Origin of the sequence: Candidatus Accumulibacter contiguus (assembly GCF_036625285.1) — a bacterium.
Lineage (GTDB): Bacteria > Pseudomonadota > Gammaproteobacteria > Burkholderiales > Rhodocyclaceae > Accumulibacter > Accumulibacter contiguus.
The window spans coordinates 2,035,417-2,051,846 of the sequence record NZ_JAZKUC010000001.1; the positions used below are offsets into that span (position 1 = coordinate 2,035,417).

Annotated in this window: 18 protein-coding genes and 2 riboswitches; of the genes, 11 read left to right on the forward strand and 7 right to left on the reverse strand. The window is 60.6% G+C overall.

The genetic code is table 11. From position 1 onward, the window contains the following. Positions 1 to 3: 3 nt before the first annotated feature. Positions 4 to 1,497 (reverse strand): undecaprenyl/decaprenyl-phosphate alpha-N-acetylglucosaminyl 1-phosphate transferase, encoded by a 1,494-nt coding sequence (locus V5B59_RS09980; protein ID WP_332351853.1) that lies wholly within the window; start codon positions 1,495 to 1,497, stop codon positions 4 to 6. 196 nt (positions 1,498 to 1,693) lie between these two features. Beyond that, positions 1,694 to 2,527 carry an NF038130 family PEP-CTERM protein gene (locus V5B59_RS09985; protein ID WP_332351854.1) on the reverse strand — a complete coding sequence of 278 codons (834 nt, stop codon included), beginning with the start codon at positions 2,525 to 2,527 and terminating at the stop codon, positions 1,694 to 1,696. Positions 2,528 to 3,005: 478 nt separating this feature from the next. Next, positions 3,006 to 3,094, forward strand: a riboswitch (glycine riboswitch). Then, a riboswitch (glycine riboswitch) is annotated at positions 3,095 to 3,210 on the forward strand. A gap of 70 nt (positions 3,211 to 3,280) precedes the next feature. On the opposite strand from V5B59_RS09985, the gene gcvT reads away from it, so the two are divergent. From gcvT to V5B59_RS10025, 8 genes are all read left to right on the forward strand, one after another. After that, positions 3,281 to 4,372 carry a glycine cleavage system aminomethyltransferase GcvT gene (gene gcvT / locus V5B59_RS09990; protein ID WP_169071175.1) on the forward strand — a complete coding sequence of 364 codons (1,092 nt, stop codon included), beginning with the start codon at positions 3,281 to 3,283 and terminating at the stop codon, positions 4,370 to 4,372. Positions 4,373 to 4,427: 55 nt separating this feature from the next. After that, entirely contained in the window at positions 4,428 to 4,811 is a 384-nt protein-coding gene (gene gcvH, locus V5B59_RS09995; RefSeq protein ID WP_034916852.1) for a glycine cleavage system protein GcvH, read from the forward strand. A gap of 24 nt (positions 4,812 to 4,835) precedes the next feature. After that, positions 4,836 to 7,751 carry an aminomethyl-transferring glycine dehydrogenase gene (gcvP, locus tag V5B59_RS10000; protein WP_169071176.1) on the forward strand — a complete coding sequence of 972 codons (2,916 nt, stop codon included), beginning with the start codon at positions 4,836 to 4,838 and terminating at the stop codon, positions 7,749 to 7,751. Between the two features lie 2 nt (positions 7,752 to 7,753). Further along, positions 7,754 to 8,236 carry a glutathione peroxidase gene (locus V5B59_RS10005; RefSeq protein WP_034916851.1) on the forward strand — a complete coding sequence of 161 codons (483 nt, stop codon included), beginning with the start codon at positions 7,754 to 7,756 and terminating at the stop codon, positions 8,234 to 8,236. A 45-nt stretch (positions 8,237 to 8,281) separates the two neighbouring features. Beyond that, a complete protein-coding gene (locus V5B59_RS10010) occupies positions 8,282 to 9,037 on the forward strand; it encodes a DUF2946 family protein (protein WP_169071177.1) in 756 nt (251 codons plus the stop codon). A 68-nt stretch (positions 9,038 to 9,105) separates the two neighbouring features. Further along, entirely contained in the window at positions 9,106 to 9,378 is a 273-nt protein-coding gene (locus V5B59_RS10015; RefSeq protein ID WP_034916849.1) for a hypothetical protein, read from the forward strand. A 3-nt stretch (positions 9,379 to 9,381) separates the two neighbouring features. Next, entirely contained in the window at positions 9,382 to 10,383 is a 1,002-nt protein-coding gene (gene clpX / locus V5B59_RS10020; protein ID WP_034916847.1) for an ATP-dependent Clp protease ATP-binding subunit ClpX, read from the forward strand. Positions 10,384 to 10,477: 94 nt separating this feature from the next. Further along, the gene (locus V5B59_RS10025; RefSeq protein WP_034916845.1) at positions 10,478 to 10,666 is read left to right on the forward strand and encodes a hypothetical protein; all 189 of its coding nucleotides are present in this window, start codon (positions 10,478 to 10,480) and stop codon (positions 10,664 to 10,666) included. 50 nt (positions 10,667 to 10,716) lie between these two features. On the opposite strand, the gene V5B59_RS10030 is transcribed toward V5B59_RS10025, so the two are convergent. From V5B59_RS10030 to V5B59_RS10045, 4 genes are read right to left on the reverse strand one after another with little or no spacing between them, the layout of a single operon-like run. Continuing rightward, entirely contained in the window at positions 10,717 to 11,172 is a 456-nt protein-coding gene (locus V5B59_RS10030) for a hypothetical protein (RefSeq protein WP_169071178.1), read from the reverse strand. A gap of 6 nt (positions 11,173 to 11,178) precedes the next feature. Then, positions 11,179 to 12,618: a LutB/LldF family L-lactate oxidation iron-sulfur protein gene (locus tag V5B59_RS10035; protein ID WP_034916843.1), complete on the reverse strand. Its 1,440-nt coding sequence runs from the start codon at positions 12,616 to 12,618 to the stop codon at positions 11,179 to 11,181. Then, positions 12,615 to 13,304: a LutC/YkgG family protein gene (locus tag V5B59_RS10040; RefSeq protein ID WP_169071179.1), complete on the reverse strand. Its 690-nt coding sequence runs from the start codon at positions 13,302 to 13,304 to the stop codon at positions 12,615 to 12,617. Before V5B59_RS10040 ends, V5B59_RS10035 begins: the two co-directional genes overlap by 4 nt. Continuing rightward, positions 13,301 to 14,083: a (Fe-S)-binding protein gene (locus V5B59_RS10045; RefSeq protein ID WP_169071180.1), complete on the reverse strand. Its 783-nt coding sequence runs from the start codon at positions 14,081 to 14,083 to the stop codon at positions 13,301 to 13,303. The genes V5B59_RS10040 and V5B59_RS10045 overlap by 4 nt, the downstream gene beginning before the upstream one ends. Positions 14,084 to 14,302: 219 nt before the next feature. Between V5B59_RS10045 and V5B59_RS10050 the strand changes: the two genes are divergently transcribed. Next, positions 14,303 to 15,055 (forward strand): FCD domain-containing protein, encoded by a 753-nt coding sequence (locus tag V5B59_RS10050; protein ID WP_034912748.1) that lies wholly within the window; start codon positions 14,303 to 14,305, stop codon positions 15,053 to 15,055. Between the two features lie 81 nt (positions 15,056 to 15,136). On the opposite strand, the gene smpB is transcribed toward V5B59_RS10050, so the two are convergent. After that, on the reverse strand, positions 15,137 to 15,583 hold the full coding sequence (gene smpB, locus V5B59_RS10055; RefSeq protein WP_034912751.1) for an SsrA-binding protein SmpB: 447 nt from the start codon (positions 15,581 to 15,583) through the stop codon (positions 15,137 to 15,139). 78 nt (positions 15,584 to 15,661) lie between these two features. Between smpB and V5B59_RS10060 the strand changes: the two genes are divergently transcribed. Together V5B59_RS10060 and V5B59_RS10065 are read left to right on the forward strand one after the other, a co-directional pair. Then, positions 15,662 to 16,108 carry a type II toxin-antitoxin system RatA family toxin gene (locus V5B59_RS10060; RefSeq protein ID WP_034912754.1) on the forward strand — a complete coding sequence of 149 codons (447 nt, stop codon included), beginning with the start codon at positions 15,662 to 15,664 and terminating at the stop codon, positions 16,106 to 16,108. Beyond that, positions 16,101 to 16,421: an RnfH family protein gene (locus tag V5B59_RS10065; RefSeq protein WP_034912757.1), complete on the forward strand. Its 321-nt coding sequence runs from the start codon at positions 16,101 to 16,103 to the stop codon at positions 16,419 to 16,421. Before V5B59_RS10060 ends, V5B59_RS10065 begins: the two co-directional genes overlap by 8 nt. Positions 16,422 to 16,430 lie beyond the last annotated feature (9 nt).

Genomic DNA, 16,430 nt, shown 5'->3' on the forward strand with positions numbered 1-16,430 from the left:
AAATCACCCATACCCTGGCGGCAGGCTGAGTCCAAAGCCAGCTCCCTCGTTGTGGACCATGCGCTGGCCGCGCTCCATCGAGCAGATCAGGGTGCTTCGCACGCCACGACGTTCCGCCCGTCGGCTGCCTCCCCCAATCATTGCCGAGTAGGAAGTCCGAAGGTCGTTCTCGACTTTGCGACCGAGGAACAGCCTCACCTCGACACCCTGCTGTTTGGCGAGGCGTCTTTTGATGCGCAGCGCATCGCGCTGGATTCTGCCGATCAAGGGATCATCGCCTTCGGCAGGAATGTGCACCACACAGTAGACCCGGCATTCGTCGCCGCCCGACGTGCCCATCTGGTGAACACTCACCTGGTAATCATAGTCATTGCCGAGTCCCTCGGTAATCACGCCAAGAACTTCCCGACATCTCTCCTTGCGCAGATAGCCAATGAAGATACCGCGTGTCTGGACCGACGGCAGGCCCAGCGAGCCATTGATCCGCCGCAGCCAGGGCACCATCCGCCATGGCCGCAGAATCCCCAGGAAATACGCGCCGAATACCCCGAGAAACAGCCAGAACATCAGATACTCGGGCACGCCGATCAACAGACCATAGATGCCGATCAGACCCAGGACCAGTTGTATGGCCACAGCCAACGCCACCACGTCACTGACGCGATACCCGGCGCGAACGAAGAGGTGATGCAGATGGTGGCGGTCGGGACGAAACGGCGACTTGCCCAGCCAGATGCGGCGGAGCATGACACCCACGGTGTCCATCAGCGGCAGTGCGAACAACCACAGGGCAGTGACCGGAGTCATCGCCGCCCGGCCCGCCTCCTGTGACTGCACGATGAACAACCAGGCAAACAGGAAGCCCAGCAGCATGCTCCCGTTATCCCCGAGAAAAACTCGCGCCCGGCGGTTGCCGGGGTAGCGCAGATTGTAATAGAGAAAACCACCGACACCACCCATCAGGGCAATGATGAAAAAAACATGGGCATTATTGCCACTGCCATGGGCAACCATGGCGGCAAGCGCCAGACTGACCAGACTCACCGAACCGGACAAACCATCAATGCCATCGATCATGTTGAGGGCGTTGATCAGGCCGATGGTTGCGAAAATTGCCATGGGAACGGATAGCCAACCAAGTTCAACGTGCACGCCAGGAAAAAGCTCTCCAAGCGTCCTCAGCTCAGCGCCGCCGATCAGGACCATCGACAGGGCAACGAGGGCTTGAATCAGCAAACGGGGCTTGAAGCCGAGACACCAGATGTCGTCGGCAAGACCGGTCAGAAAAATGGCTACGGCGCCGACCAGAAGCCCTGGCAAGGGAAGAATGCTGAAATCCACGAAAAACCATTTGCCCAGCAGAGGCATGCTGATGACCACCGCGATCACGCCAAAGCCGCCAACGAACGGTGTGCTGGTTTCGTGCTGCTTGTGCCCGCCGGGTCGATCCATGATCCCCAGATGACTGGCGAGCGCGGCACTCAGCCAGATGGCCACACAGGATATCAACAGACACACAGCGAATAGAAAGGCCAATTGCATGACCACCTCCACAATATTCCGACAGGATGCCAATCCCGGCGGGACAAGCCACTCCCTCATTGGTTCCAGAGTCTGGACACAAACAGAGCCCTCGCGGGCTCTGTTTTCACACCCCGATGGCGCTCTCGCGCCGAGAAGTCCTCAGACTGGCTCAGACACGACGACGGCGACCCAGGAACAGACCGACGAGGCCGATGCCTAACAGTGCCAGCGATGCGGGTTCGGGGATGATCTGTACGTTGTAGTTGCCTGTGTACGATCCATATGCCGTGAAAACAAGCGATGGGTCGGCACGAAACCCGTACAGATACTCATGCTTGGAGCCAAGAGTCACCTCGACTACCTCACTCACCTTCGAACCTGCAGGGACCGTCACGCCCGGAAACAGGATTTGAAGGATTGCCGTCGCGTCAAGGAAGCCCGCCAGTCCGATATCGACCGTGTGACCATCGATTTCCACATAAGAAATGTTGGGATCACTTACAAATTGCCAGGGTTTTAAACCGCTGCCAGTCGGCACATTCAGGAAGCTATTGACGATGGCGTTCAACTGAAGCTGGGTCAAGGAAGCACCTACCGATGCCGCTGCATCCCCGACATAACGAAAGGTCAGTTCCGTGGCGCTCCCATCCGGGTTCTTCCAGTCTCTCTCATCCAGGCTGCTCAGTGTAATGGGCTTGCCATTGACTGTACCAGTCAACTGGCCCTGAGAAACACCAAACTTCCCCAACTCGACGTTGCCACCCGGGGCTGCCGCATTGCCGGCCAACGCCTGTGCAAGCGTTCCTGTGTTCTTGGTGAGCAAACCCGTCGTAATGGAAGGGTCAGGCGTATTGAAAAGAGCCGTAACCCCTCCCGTACTGTAGCCACTAATCGGAACCGGCGCTGCCCACGACACTGCCGAAGCGGCCATACCGAGAACGGCCAAAGCCACCTTTGTCTTGCCATGCGATACATTCATTGATAACTCCTTCACTTCAGTCACCACCCTTTTCAGAAACTGGTTGATGAGGGTTTAAATGGGCTTCACAAGTCTTGGTCTCCGGGTATTTCCTGGGAGATTCCCCATCCCATCAGCAAAACCTGACCTGTATATATCGTAGCAAAATTCGTGCCAGAAAACAAATACCCTTATAAACCAGACACTTAAGAATTCAAAACTTGGCTGAAGTCGCTGAAGTGTAAGAAAAACTGACACTCCGCACCGCCATTTCTCCTCTCTTCCCATCAAAGAATCCAACTGTCCCCCCAGTGCTCACCTGCCTGACCCCTGTATGTCTACTATAGTACCAGCCAAGGCGTTTTGCAGGAAAATCGGTGTCCCCGCCGTCAGGCAGGATTCCGTCTGAAGCACCCGAACTGGCCCCGAACGTCAGCGTTGCGAAGTGTGCAGCCGAGCGCTTCTTCCTGCGCCGCGACGACCACGGTGACCTTGCGAGCAAGGCGCTCCGCGCGCTATAGTGACGGCGCGAATGGGAGAGCGCGGCAGGAGGTCGCCGCCGAAGGCGCAATCCACCCGGAAACGCTCAGGCAAAAGGACCGTTCGTGAATGGAACTCTGGAGAGCGGCGCACGCGTCTGGCGAAGCGCCCACCGATGGGGCAGGCTGCTACTCACCGATTCACGGTGGCAGCCGGATAATCTCTCAGGTACATGGACAGGGGGTGAACTCGATACGGGTTCGCCCCTTTTTTGTTTCCGGCATGCCCTTCGATCCATCTTACCGACAACTTGAGACAATGATGAAGAAAACGGTCCTTAACGAAAGCCACCGCCGCAGCGGCGCAAGAATGGTCGATTTTGGCGGTTGGGAGATGCCTCTCCACTACGGTTCGCAAATCGAGGAACACCACGCCGTCCGCCGTGACGCCGGCATGTTTGATGTCTCGCACATGTGTGCCGTCGATGTCGAGGGCACTGATGCCGGTGCTTTCCTGCGGCGTCTGCTCGCCAACAACGTCGAGCGCTTGAAGATTCCCGGCAAGGCCCTGTACAGCGCCATGCTCAACGAAAGCGGCGGGGTCATCGACGACCTGATTGTCTACTACCTCGACGCCAGCCGTTTCCGTGTCGTGATCAATGCCGGTACTGCCGATAAGGATCTCGCCTGGATGCGTGCCCGCCTCGACGACTGGCAGTTGACAGTCAGCATCACGCCGCGTCGTGAGGGTGCCCATGCGCTGGCGATGCTTGCCGTCCAGGGACCGAACGCCCGCCAGCGCGTCTGGCAGGTGCTGCCGGAATGCCGTGCCGCCAGTGCAGCCCTGAAACCGTTTTTTTCCACCAGCGTCGGTGACTATTTCATCGCCAGTACCGGCTACACCGGTGAAGACGGCTACGAGATCACCCTGCCCGCCGAACAGGCCGAGAGTCTCTGGAGGAGGCTCAGCGAGGCCGGCGTGCGGCCATGTGGCCTGGGTGCCCGCGATACGCTGCGCCTCGAAGCCGGCATGAATCTCTACGGCCAGGATATGGACGAAACCGTTTCACCGCTCGACGCAGGCCTCGCCTGGACAGTGGACCTCGTCTCGGAACGCGACTTCGTCGGCAAGGCCGCCCTCCTCGCGAGGCCACAGCAATACCAGTTTCTTGGCCTCTTGCTGCTCGATCGCGGCGTGCTGCGTGCCCACCAGCCGGTCCATACGGCGTACGGTGCCGGTGAAATCACCAGCGGCAGTTTCTCCCCGACGATGCAGCAATCGATCGCCCTGGCCCGCCTGCCGCTCGCCGTGGCGATTGCTGATACGGTTCAGGTCGCGGTTCGCGATAAACTGCTCAGCGCCCAGGTAGTCAAGCCCTGCTTCGTCAGAAATGGCAATATTCTCGTTTGATTGCCGATCGCCAATCGCAAGACTTCAGCAAGACTTCAACCTCTCAGGAGAACAGATGAACATCCCCGCCGACCGCAAGTACACCAGCACTCATGAATGGATCCGCAGCGAAGCCGACGGCACCATCAGCATCGGCATTACCGGGCATGCACAGGAACTGCTCGGCGACCTGGTATTCATCGAACTGCCCGAAGTCGGCAGCGAGCTGGCCGCCGGACAGGAAGCTGCAGTCGTTGAATCGGTCAAGGCCGCCGCCGACGTCTACGCGCCGCTGGCGGGGACCATCGTCGACCTCAATCAGGCGGCGGTAGACGCACCCGAAACGGTCAATCAGGACGCCTATACGGTCTGGCTGTTCCGGATGCGGCCGGCGGCAGCCAGCGACATCGATACCCTGCTCGATGCTGCCGCCTACCAGCAGATCATCGACGCCGCTTAGGCCAGAACCCTACCGGAAAACACCATGGATGCCCATTCCCTTTCTCCGACGCTCGCGGCGCTCGAACGGCGCGACGATTTCATCAGCCGCCACATCGGCCCCAGCGCGAGTGACATCGCCGCCATGCTGGCCAGCATCGGCGCCAGCAGCATGGAACAGTTCGTCGAACAGACCATCCCGGCGACGATTCGACTGGCGACGCCACTGGCTCTCGCCGAGCCGCGTCCGGAAAGCGAAGCGCTGGCGGCCCTGCGCGCCATTGCCGGCCGTAATCGCGTGCAGCATTCGCTGATCGGAATGGGCTACTCAGACACGCTGACCCCGGCGGTGGTACTGCGCAACGTGCTTGAAAATCCAGGCTGGTACACGGCCTACACTCCCTACCAGGCAGAAGTCGCGCAGGGGCGCCTCGAAGCACTGCTCAACTACCAGCAGATGGTGATCGACCTCACCGGCCTCGAACTCGCCAACGCCTCATTGCTTGACGAGGCAACCGCGGCAGCCGAGGCAATGAGCATGACACGCCGGGCCAGCAAGTCGAAGTCGAACCTCTTTTTCGTTGACGTGGCCTGCTTCCCGCAGACCATCGACGTGCTCCAGACTCGCGCCGGTTTCTTTGGCTTCGAACTGGTCTTTGGTCCACCGGACGAGGCGGCGCAACAGGAGGTCTTCGGTGCGCTGTTCCAGTATCCGAACGATCACGGCGAAATCAGCGACCTGAGCGGTCCGATTGCTGCCGTCAAGTCACGCGGCGGCATCGTTGCCGTCGCCTCCGACCTGATGGCCTTGGTACTTCTCCGCTCGCCGGGCGAAATGGGCGCCGACATCGCTCTCGGATCGTCACAGCGTTTCGGCGTCCCGCTCGGTTTCGGTGGTCCGCATGCCGCATTCTTCGCCACCAGGGATGAATACAAGCGTGCGGTCGCCGGCCGCATCATCGGGGTATCCGTTGATGTCCGCGGCAAGCAGGCGCTGCGCATGGCACTGCAAACCCGCGAACAGCACATCCGTCGCGAAAAAGCCAACTCGAATATCTGCACCGCCCAGGTCTTGCTCGCCAACATGGCCGGCATGTACGCCATCTATCACGGCCCGCACCGCCTGCGCAGCATCGCCGCACGCATCCACCGCCTCGCCGCAATTCTTGCCGAAGGCTTGCGGCGTGCCGGAATCACCGTCCTCACCAGGTACTTCTTCGACACCCTGCGCGTCGACCTGGGCAGCCGAGCGCTGATCGCCTACCAGGCCGCCAGCGAGGCAGGCTACAATCTTCGCCAGGTCGCCCCAGGCATACTCGGCATCGCCATCAACGAGAAAACCTCGGCGACCGACATCGCCAGGCTGATCAAGCTGATCACCGGGGTCAACGCCGACCTCAAACCACTCGACGAGCAACTGCGACAGACCGACCCGACCTTGCCGGCAAGCCTGCTGCGCCGGGACGCGATCCTCACGCATCCGGTTTTCAATACGCACCATACCGAACATGCGATGCTGCGCTACCTCAAGAAGCTGCAGAACCGGGATCTGGCGCTCGATCACTCGATGATCCCGCTCGGGTCCTGCACCATGAAGCTCAACGCCAGCAGCGAGATGATTCCGATCAGCTGGCCGGAATTCGCCGACATCCACCCCTTTGCCCCGCTCGATCAGGCGCAGGGTTATCTGCAGATGATCAGCGAGCTGGAATCCTGGCTCAAGGCGATCACCGGTTTCGACGCCATCTGCATGCAGCCGAACTCGGGGGCGCAGGGAGAATACGCCGGCCTGGTTGCCATCGCACGTTATCACGCCAGCCGTGGCGAAGCTCAGCGCAAGGTGTGCCTGATCCCGAAATCGGCGCACGGCACCAATCCCGCCACCGCGCAGATGTGCGGGATGCGCGTGCTGGTGGTCGATTGCGACGATGCCGGCAACATCGACCTTGCCGACCTCACGGCCAAGGCGGCGCAGAACGCGGCCAATCTCGCCTGCCTGATGATCACCTACCCTTCGACGCATGGCGTCTTCGAGGAAGCGGTGAAGGATATCTGCGCCATCGTTCACGAACATGGCGGCCAGGTGTACATGGACGGCGCCAACCTCAACGCGCAGGTCGGTCTGAGCTCGCCGGCACGAATCGGCGCCGACGTCAGCCACATCAACCTGCACAAAACCTTCTGCATCCCGCATGGTGGCGGCGGTCCGGGGATGGGACCGATCGGTCTCAAGGCGCATCTCGCGCCATTCATGGCCAACCACCGCGTGCAGCCGATCAGCGGTCCACATGCGGGTCAGGGCGCCGTCGCCGCAGCGCCCTGGGGATCGGCTTCGATCCTGCCGATTGCGTGGATGTATATCGCCATGATGGGCGGCAGCGGACTGACCCGTGCCACCGAAGTGGCCATCCTCAACGCCAACTACATCGCCAGCCGCCTGCAGGCACACTACCCGGTGTTGTACTCTGGCAGGAATGGACGGGTGGCCCACGAATGCATCCTCGACATTCGCCCGCTCAAGGCGGTGACCGGAATCTCCGAGATCGACATCGCCAAGCGGCTGATGGACTATGGCTTTCACGCACCGACGGTCAGCTTCCCGGTCGCCGGGACGATGATGGTCGAGCCGACCGAATCGGAAACCAAGGCCGAACTCGACCGTTTCATTGCCGCAATGGTCAGCATCCGCAACGAGATCCGCCAGATCGAACGGGGCCACTGGCCGGCCGATGACAACCCGCTGAAGCACGCACCCCATACCCAGGCCGACCTCGTCGACCGCCACTGGAACCGGCCGTACACCCGACAGGAGGCCGTTTTCCCGCTGCCACAGGTGGCCGAGAACAAGTTCTGGCCGAGCGTCAATCGCGTCGACGACGTATATGGCGACCGTCACCTGTTCTGTACCTGCGCCCCGATCGATGAAATCGGCGAGCGCAACAACCCACATCCGGAGACATGAGCATGCGCGCACCCATCCATGAGTTCAGCGTCAAACTCCTCACAGGAGGCCAGCAGTCGATGGCCGACTACACCGGCAAGGTTCTGCTGATCGTCAACACCGCCAGCCATTGCGGCTTCACGCCACAGTACGCGGGTCTCGAAGCGCTTTACCAGCGCTACCGGGAGCGCGGCCTGGTGGTTCTCGGTTTTCCCTGCAACCAGTTTGGATCGCAGGAACCAGGGGATGCAGAGGAAATTGCCGGCTTCTGTCAGAAGAACTATGGCGTCAGCTTCCCGATGTTTGCCAAGATCGAGGTCAACGGCGACGACGCCCATCCGCTCTACCAGTATCTGAAGAAGGCCGCACCTGGCCTGCTTGGCAGCGAAGCAATCAAATGGAACTTCACCAAGTTTCTGGTCAATCGCCAGGGGGAAGTGAATGAACGCTATGCCCCGGCTACCGCCCCGGAGTCCATCGCCAACGACATCGAGAAACTGCTCTGATGCTGCTGGCTGCAGCGAATGACGAAGATCGGCAGGCCTGGCCTCATGCCCGCGCCTGATTTCAGCGCCATGCTGCGCTGGCCGAACGTGCCGGCCTGCTACGGCTGGTTGTCGCTGGACCGGCGTGGCCGCTGGCGACTGCGCGGCGAGGCGCTTGGCCATGCCGGCCTCAACGACTTCCTGAACCGCCAGTACGCGCATGACCAGGACGGCAACTACTTCGTGCAGAATGGCCCACAACGGGTGTTTGTCGAATTGGAGTACACGCCGTGGGTACTGCGCCTGGTTGCGACAGACCGCCTGGAAACGCATACCGGCGAGGATGTCAGCACGATCCGTGGCGCCGCCCTCGATGACGAAGGGAATCTGCTGATCGAGATCCCGGAAGGAATCGCCTTGCTCTGCGACCGGGATCTGCCTGCCCTGCGCGACTGCCTGCACTTGCCGAATGGCGAGTCCGCTGACGATGCGAGCTTGTTCGAAATCATTGCGCAGCCGCTTGCCGGCCGGACCGCGCTGACCCTCGACTGGGTAGGCCAGCGCGTGCCGGTGGTCTCGGTACGCCGGTCCGATGTGCCCGGACGCTATGGCTTCGTGGCTTCCCCGCAAACGGTCATGACTTTGCAAGACACCCCCGATGATGAAATTCATGACCGTTTCCCCTCACCCCTGACCCCTCCCCCGCGAGGGGGGAGGGGAGATTCGAGAGTCGCTCGCGACTTTCATAGTAACGGCGATGGCGGGAGCAACGGCTGCGATAAACCCTGGCGGGATGGACTAATGATTGATGTTGGCGAATAATTGCGCGCTGTCCGCCAACCGCGGATCCGACATTCCTGTGTCGGGCCGTTTCTTAGCCGAGGTTTGTGATGCGCTACCAGGTTTTTGTGGAAGAAGAGGAAGGCTCCGACACTGGGGGGGATCTGGGCAATTTCGATCAGTTGGATGAGGTCTGGGCCTTCATCCAGAGCCGCCTGCCTACCGGGGTTTTCAGTGATCGCCGCCTGGTCTGGGTGAAGGATCGAGAAGCCGATGCTGACGTTTCCTTTTCCTTGACGACCGAGCTATGGGCCGAGCATTGCGAAACACCGCTGGCCTTCGCTCGCTGCTTCAAGATGTTTCTTGCCTTCAAACACGAGTAGGCCTTGCTAACCAGAGAGACCACGCCCAGCGCGATCGTGAGGTATCTCGATCAGTATGTCATTGGCCAGGATGAAGCCAAGAAGATTCTGGCCGTTGCCGTCTACTCGCATTACCGGAAAATCGCCACCTTCGCCAAGGACAAGGGGTCGTTCGCCAAAAGCAACGTCCTGCTCGTCGGACCTTCCGGAACCGGAAAAACCCTGCTCTGCGACACCTTGTCCAGGATGCTCGATGTACCATTCGTGACTGCCGATGCGACTTCGCTGGCGCAGACCAAGTATGTCAATGAAGAAATCGAGGCGGCTTTGCAGCGGCTGCTGGAGAAGGCGGACGGGAACGTCGAGAACGCCCAGCACGGAATCATCTTCATCGATGAAATCGACAAGCTGAAAGCGACGCCAGCCGAATCGCGGGCCACTTCCGGCGAGAGCGTGCAGCACGCGCTGTTGAAAATCATGGAAGGTTCGCCGGTAAAGCTGAAGAACAATCAGTACATCGATACCAGCAATGTCCTCTTCATCTGCGGTGGAGCCTTCGTCGGTCTCGAAAAGATCATGTCCAAGACGCATGGTTTCGGGTTTATCGCCACCTCGACTGACGACAACCAGAACATCCTCGACCGACTGAACCAGCGGGTGAAACCGACCGACCTGTTCGAATTCGGGCTGATTCCGGAATTCACCGGCCGCCTGCCGGTGATCGCCAACCTGCACCCGCTGAGCAAGGCGATGCTGGTGAGCATCATGAGCGTGCCGAAGAACTCGATCTATCGACAGTACATCGAAATCTTCCGGGGCGAGGGCGTGGAGTTGAGTATCGGCCAGCGGGTGTTCGAGCAGATTGCCGAAATCGCCATCGAATACAAGACCGGCGCGCGCAGCCTGCGCGGCATTTTCGAGGAACTGATCACGCCGATTCTCTACGTCGTACCGGACAAACCCGAGATCTGCAAGGTTGAAATCCGCTCGCTCTTCGAAGATGCCCGTTTTTTCAGAAGGAAGTAAGCACGGCAGCCGGCCAGCGCCTGCCTGCCGACGCACAACGATTTTTTCCGGATCGCGGCTGCGGCCCCGTTGCTGGCGGATTCCGAAGCTCGCGGTGTTCAGCGTGCTCGCTTTCTATCTGATCGAACTCATTGGAATCAGCATGTTCCAGGACAATCTGCTCTACTACCCAAGGCGAGCGGTCGATTGGCCGCATTCGTCGATTCACCGATACCTACGGCTGGGATTGCTGAATCCGGACTGGGCATCGGCTGCGCGCGACGAGGGTGGGTTCGGCGAGTGATGGCGAGGTGTTGGGGTTCGCAAGTTCACCCCAACCTACGGTTTCTCAGCCTACGGCACGAGTTGCAGGCCGTTTTCCTCACACCATTCCCGCAGTGCCGCCTCGGTTGCCTTGGTCTCGTAGTCGTACCAGGCTTGCAGACAAGCTTTCCGTTCGAGGAAATCCTTGAAGCGCGCATACGCGCCGCGGCGGTCGAAGAATGCGGCGATGGTGTCCGACGATTCGGGGAGTACTTCGTCCGCGAAGCGCCAAACCAGGTCCTTCCCGAGGTCGAGGTCGTACTTGTGCGGGACGGCGACGTACAGCGTGGCATCGTCGATGTCCTCGGGCAGTTCCTCTTCGAGGTGGTGGCTGGACGAAGCCCAGTGCAGGCGTCCCGTCTGGCGCGAGACGAACGCGGAGTGCTCAGATGGCGCGGCGGCGCTGACCCAATCGAAGGCGGAGAGGAGATCGTCGTAACGGATGCAGGTACGAGATTTCGGTTCGGCAGGCGGTGATTTAGTCATGATCGGTCAGCGCCTTTCTCTGACCGCCATCTGCTCGTGCAAGGTCCGCTTTGCCGGCTTGAGCGGCGTGCGGCTGACCGTCCAGCCGGACTGCATCGGCGGTGTCAGCGCCCGGAAACGCGTTGCCAGCCAGCCAAAGGCACGATACAGCGCGGGGCGCGTATACAACGCCGCCCAGCCTGACCAGACGGCGTCCACCAGTCCGCTCTTTGCTGCGCCCTGACCGAGCATGGGCGTGTGACCAGGGCGTGCGTCGTGCTGTGCCTCAGCCCGCAGACGGATCAGCAGGTCGGGAATCGGAATCTTGACCGGACAGACCTCGCCGCAGGCACCGCAGAGACTCGAAGCCGTCGGCAGGACATGCGTGGCGGCGAGACCGAGCATATGTGGCGAGATGATTTCACCGATCGGACCGGGATACGTCGTGCCGTAAGCGTGGCCACCGATGCGGGTATATACCGGGCAATGGTTCATGCAGGCGCCGCAACGGATGCACTGCAGTGTCGATCGCATCTGTTCGTCGCTGTAGGCCTGGGTGCGACCATTATCGACCAGTACCAGGTGCATTTCGCGCGGCCCATCCTTTTCACCCGGTTTGCGCGGGCCGCTGATCATGTTGAAATAGGTGGTAATCGCCTGCCCGGTCGCCGAGCGCGTCAACAACCCGAGCAGCGGTGGCACGTGTTCGAGCTTCTCGACGACTTTTTCGATGCCGGTAATGGCGATATGCACGTCGGGAACGGTGGTGCACATGCGGCCGTTGCCCTCGTTCTCGACCAGGCACAGGGTGCCGGTTTCGGCGACGGCGAAGTTCACTCCCGAGAGGCCGATCTCGGCAGTCATGAACTTCTCGCGCAAGACGGCGCGGCCGATGCCGATCAGTTCATCGACCGAATCGGTGTAAGTGGCGCCCGGCACTTTCGCGGCGAACAGGCGGGCGATCTCCTCTTTGGTTTTGTGGATCGCCGGCATGATGATGTGCGAGGGTTTTTCGCCATCCAGCTGGACGATGTATTCGCCCATGTCGCTCTCGAGGGCCTCCATGCCGGCGTCGGCCATCGCGTGATTGAGCTCGATCTCTTCACTGACCATCGACTTGCCCTTGACCATCAGCTTCGTTGAATGTCGCCGGGCGATGTCGATGATGATCCGGTTGGCCTGTTCCGCGTTCTCGGCCCAGTGCACCTGCACACCGTTCTCGGTCAGCTTGCGCTCGAGTTGTTCGAGCAAGTCGGGTAGCCGAGCCAGGCTGTACTTGCGGATATGCTCGGCAAGCGCACGCTGCTTCTCGAACAGTGCGGCGTCGGGAAATTGCACTGCGCGTTTGTTGATCAGGAAATCCATGGCGCCGCGGAAGCTGCGACGCAGATGCTCGTTGGCGACTGCCGCCGCGGCGCGCTGCTTGAATTCACTGGCGGGAACGAACTGTAGTGGCTTGGCGTTCATTGCAGTTTCTCCTCTTCGCCTTCTTCTCCCTCTTCGAGCAGCAACAGGACGATCAACTCTTTCGGGCCATGCGCACCGTAGGCGAGCGTCACCTGGATGTCGGCGGTCTTCGACGGACCCGAGACGAGCAGTGCGTTGGTCGGCATGTGCTCACTCCAGCCCTGCTCGGTCATTGCCGCAAAGAGATTGTCGTACAGTTGCCTGGCGTCCAGCAGAGCAAAATGGATCGGCGGCACCAGCGACATCAGACGCGGTTCGCTGGCGTCCGGCCAGATGATCAGCGTACCGGTCTCGGCAATGCCGCCGCGCGTCGAGGTCAGACTGGCGTCGGTGTCGTGGAAGAGTTCCTTCTTCCACCCATCGACTGCTCGATCATAAGCTTTCAGCCCGCCAATCCCGGCGGCCTGCAGCGCCGCCGCATGCGGTTCGGCATGCAACAAGGAACGAACCCCCTTGGCCACGCACAACTCGCGCAGTTTATTCGGCCAGTCGGCGTGCGTCGTCGGAAGCACCTCTCCATGCCAGAAAGCCATCTTCTCGCAGAACAGTTCGATACGCTCGGCACGACTGCTGTCCGGCCTGCCGGCACGGCTCGCGGCATGGAAAGCATGCACGTCGGGCAGCAGTGGTGCCTTTCCCTGCGGTGCCGCACGCAATCGTTGCAGGATATGGTCACGCGCACTCATTGCCGCCCCCTCTCGCCAGCACTGCGTTGCCACAGGAAAGTTGCCAGATGCTGGCCCTGCAGGCCATTCCCCCGCTTCTGCAGAGTGTGGTTGAGGTTGAGCATGCAACCGCAGTCCGCCGAGACGAAGGTCTGTGCACCGGTTTCCTGGATGGCCTCGACCTTGTCGCTGGCCATCGCCGACGAGATCGCCGGGTGCTTGAGCGAGAACGTGCCACCGAAACCGCAACATTCGGATTCGTGGGCATGCAGGGCGACTTCGACTCCTGGCAACTGGCCAAGCAGTGCACGTGCATGCAGGTGCGTACCCATTTCGCGACGGGCGGCGCAGGAGGTATGCAGCGCCACACGAGCCGGCGCGCCCTGATCGCTCAGTCGAACCTTGACGACGTGCAGAAGAAACTCCGAGAGCTCGAAAATCCGCTCGGCAAGCGCTCTGGCCTCGGACAAGAGGCGCGCATCGTCGGCGAAAATCCTGGGGTAATGGTGACGCATCATGCCGGCACAGGAACCGGAAGGAACGATCACTGGCCACGGTTCCGGAAACAGGCGCAACTGCGACAACGCCACTGCGCGTGTCTGCTCGGGAAAGCCACTGCTGTGCGCCGGTTGTCCACAGCAGGTCTGATCGGCCGGGAAATGGACCTCGATTCCCTCGCGCTCGAGCAGGCGGAGCGTATCCATGCCGGCCTCCGGACAGAATAGATCGATCAGACAGGTCCCGAAAAGATAGACCCTGGCCGGCTTCTCGGGGTATTGGCGGCTGCCTGTTTCTTCCATGGCGGACTCCTCTTGTCGCAGTAAGGAAAAGTGGTAAGACCAATTTTTCGTACTCTAAGACCGCCCGTCCGATTTGTCAATGTCCGCACTGCTTCCGGCGCCAGCAAATCAGTCCGAGGGTTCTGCCAGAAATATCGATCGTCCTGGCCGACGATCACTGGTAAGACCACTGGATTCCTGCAATAATCCCGAGCAGGCCAACCCGATAGACAGACCCGCATGAGTTACAGCAAGCTCAATCTGCCGCGCATCCCCGACGCCATTGCTCATCAACTCGAGACGCGCATTCTGGAGGGTTCACTGAAACCGGGCGACCGCCTGCCGGCCGAGCGAGAACTGGCGGTGGAACTGGGAGTCTCCCGCCCCTCACTGCGGGAAGCGATCAAGAAACTGGTTTCGCGCGAGCTACTGGTCAGTCGTCAGGGCGGCGGCACCTACGTCACCGACCGGCTCGACTCCAGCTTCATTGATCCCTGGCAACAATTGATCGATCAGCATCCGTTCCTGCAGGACGACGTGCTCGAATTCCGCCATCTACTTGAGGCGTCGGCGGCCGAGCTGGCCGCACAACGGGCAACCGATGCTGACCTGCAACGTCTCGAAGAAGCGTACATCCGCTTGGACGCAGCCTATCTCGGCGAAGATCGGAGTGCGCAGGTCGCCGCCGATGTCGCTTTTCATCTGACGGTTGCCGAGTCAACGCACAATGCCTTGTACGGTCACCTCCTGGGCAGCATCCTGCGCCTGTTGCACGAGCATGTCCGACGCAGCCTCCGGGAAATGGCAGTCCATCCCGACACCGGTCGGCAATTGATGAAGCAGCATCAGGCCATCCGCGATGCGATCGTCGAGCGCAAACCCGAGGCCGCGCGGCTGGCCGCGCAAACCCACATCCACTATGTCCGTCAACGCCTCAGCGATGCTGCACGCTCGGAAAAACGCCAGCAACGATCGCTGCGACACCTGAGTTGATCGTCATGAGGGTTGGCGGCGCCAGCAGCAGCGACGGGGCCGCGGCAGCATGCTGCCGGGGCCGATCCGAGATCCGTCCTGCTACACTTTTTCACGCATCAGCCGGGCCTTCTCGCGCACCCAGTCGCGCTCTTTTTCGGCTTCCCGCTTGTCGTATTGCTTCTTGCCCTTGGCCAGGCCGATCTCGACCTTGATGCGGCCACGCTGGAAATGCAGGTCGAGCGGCAGCAGGGTGTAGCCGGCGCGTTCGACCTGACCGATCAGTTTGCCGATCTGCCGGCTGTGCAACAGCAACTTGCGGGTGCGAACCGGATCCGGCTTGACATGCGACGACGCCGCCAGCAGTGGCGTGATATGCATGCCGAAAAGAAACACTTCGCCGTTACGGATGACGACATACGCTTCCTTGATGCTCGCCCGGCCACCCCGGATCGCTTTGACCTCCCAGCCCTCCAGTGCGATACCGGCCTCCAGCTTCTCTTCGATGAAGTAGTCATGAAAGGCCTTCTTGTTGGCGACGATGCTCATGGTGCCGTTTCTCGGGTAGTCAGGGTTCGGGAGTGCTAGAATCCTCGATTCTACAGGATTCACGAGGTGTGGCAGCGAATGGCCATGGTCAAGAAATCGGTACTGATCGAGCGTTCCTCGCAACAGATGTTCGATTTGGTCGACCGCGTCGAGGACTACCCGCAGTTCCTGCCGTGGTGCAGCCTGACACACTGCGAATTCCGCGACGACACCAGGACGGTGGCCACCCTGCACATCAACTACCGCAACGTCAAATCCCACTTCACGACCGTGAACAACAAGGAGTCGCCGTTCTCGATGAAAATCACGCTGGTGGATGGTCCGTTTCGCCGGCTTGACGGGGTTTGGCATTTCAAACCGCTCGCCGCACACGCTTGCAAGATCGAGTTCCAGCTCTCCTACGAGTTTTCCAGCAAGATGTTCGAAAAGGTCATCGGGCCGGTCTTCAGCCAGATTGCCAATACCTTTGTCGACGCCTTCGTGAGGCGTGCGTACGACCTGCATGGAGCCGTGCCGAATGCCTGAGATGCTGCATGTAGAAGTGATCTATGCCCTGCCGACGAAGCAGCAGCTCGTCAGCTTGCGGCTACCGCCGGGCAGCACGGTGCGTCAAGCGATCGAGGCGTCGGGACTGCTGCAGAAGTACCCTGAAATTGATCTGGCGAAAAACAAGCTGGGCGTTTTCGCGAAGCTCAGCAAGCCCGACGCAGTCCTGCGCGATCACGACCGTGTCGAGATCTACCGGCCGTTGCTTGCCGATCCGAAGGAAGTGCGCAAGCAACGGGCAGCCGCGGGCAAGGTCATGAAAAAAGGGGCCGGTGAGAGCGAGGCCGAGTAGCTCGCCTGC

Excerpts from the sequence above, each read along its gene's own strand:
- V5B59_RS10040 (WP_169071179.1), bottom strand. The coding sequence starts at position 13,304 with ATGAGTGCGCGTGACCATATCCTGCAACGATTGCGTGCGGCACCGCAG.
- smpB (WP_034912751.1), bottom strand. The coding sequence starts at position 15,583 with ATGAGCATCGTCGCCAACAAGAAGGCCTTTCATGACTACTTCATCGAA.
- V5B59_RS10060 (WP_034912754.1), top strand. The coding sequence starts at position 15,662 with ATGGCCATGGTCAAGAAATCGGTACTGATCGAGCGTTCCTCGCAACAG.
- V5B59_RS10030 (WP_169071178.1), bottom strand. The coding sequence starts at position 11,172 with ATGACTAAATCACCGCCTGCCGAACCGAAATCTCGTACCTGCATCCGT.
- V5B59_RS10015 (WP_034916849.1), top strand. The coding sequence starts at position 9,106 with ATGCGCTACCAGGTTTTTGTGGAAGAAGAGGAAGGCTCCGACACTGGG.
- gcvT (WP_169071175.1), top strand. The coding sequence starts at position 3,281 with ATGATGAAGAAAACGGTCCTTAACGAAAGCCACCGCCGCAGCGGCGCA.
- V5B59_RS10010 (WP_169071177.1), top strand. The coding sequence starts at position 8,282 with ATGCCCGCGCCTGATTTCAGCGCCATGCTGCGCTGGCCGAACGTGCCG.
- V5B59_RS10035 (WP_034916843.1), bottom strand. The coding sequence starts at position 12,618 with ATGAACGCCAAGCCACTACAGTTCGTTCCCGCCAGTGAATTCAAGCAG.
- V5B59_RS10045 (WP_169071180.1), bottom strand. The coding sequence starts at position 14,083 with ATGGAAGAAACAGGCAGCCGCCAATACCCCGAGAAGCCGGCCAGGGTC.
- V5B59_RS10005 (WP_034916851.1), top strand. The coding sequence starts at position 7,754 with ATGCGCGCACCCATCCATGAGTTCAGCGTCAAACTCCTCACAGGAGGC.
- V5B59_RS10050 (WP_034912748.1), top strand. The coding sequence starts at position 14,303 with ATGAGTTACAGCAAGCTCAATCTGCCGCGCATCCCCGACGCCATTGCT.
- gcvP (WP_169071176.1), top strand. The coding sequence starts at position 4,836 with ATGGATGCCCATTCCCTTTCTCCGACGCTCGCGGCGCTCGAACGGCGC.
- V5B59_RS10065 (WP_034912757.1), top strand. The coding sequence starts at position 16,101 with ATGCCTGAGATGCTGCATGTAGAAGTGATCTATGCCCTGCCGACGAAG.
- gcvH (WP_034916852.1), top strand. The coding sequence starts at position 4,428 with ATGAACATCCCCGCCGACCGCAAGTACACCAGCACTCATGAATGGATC.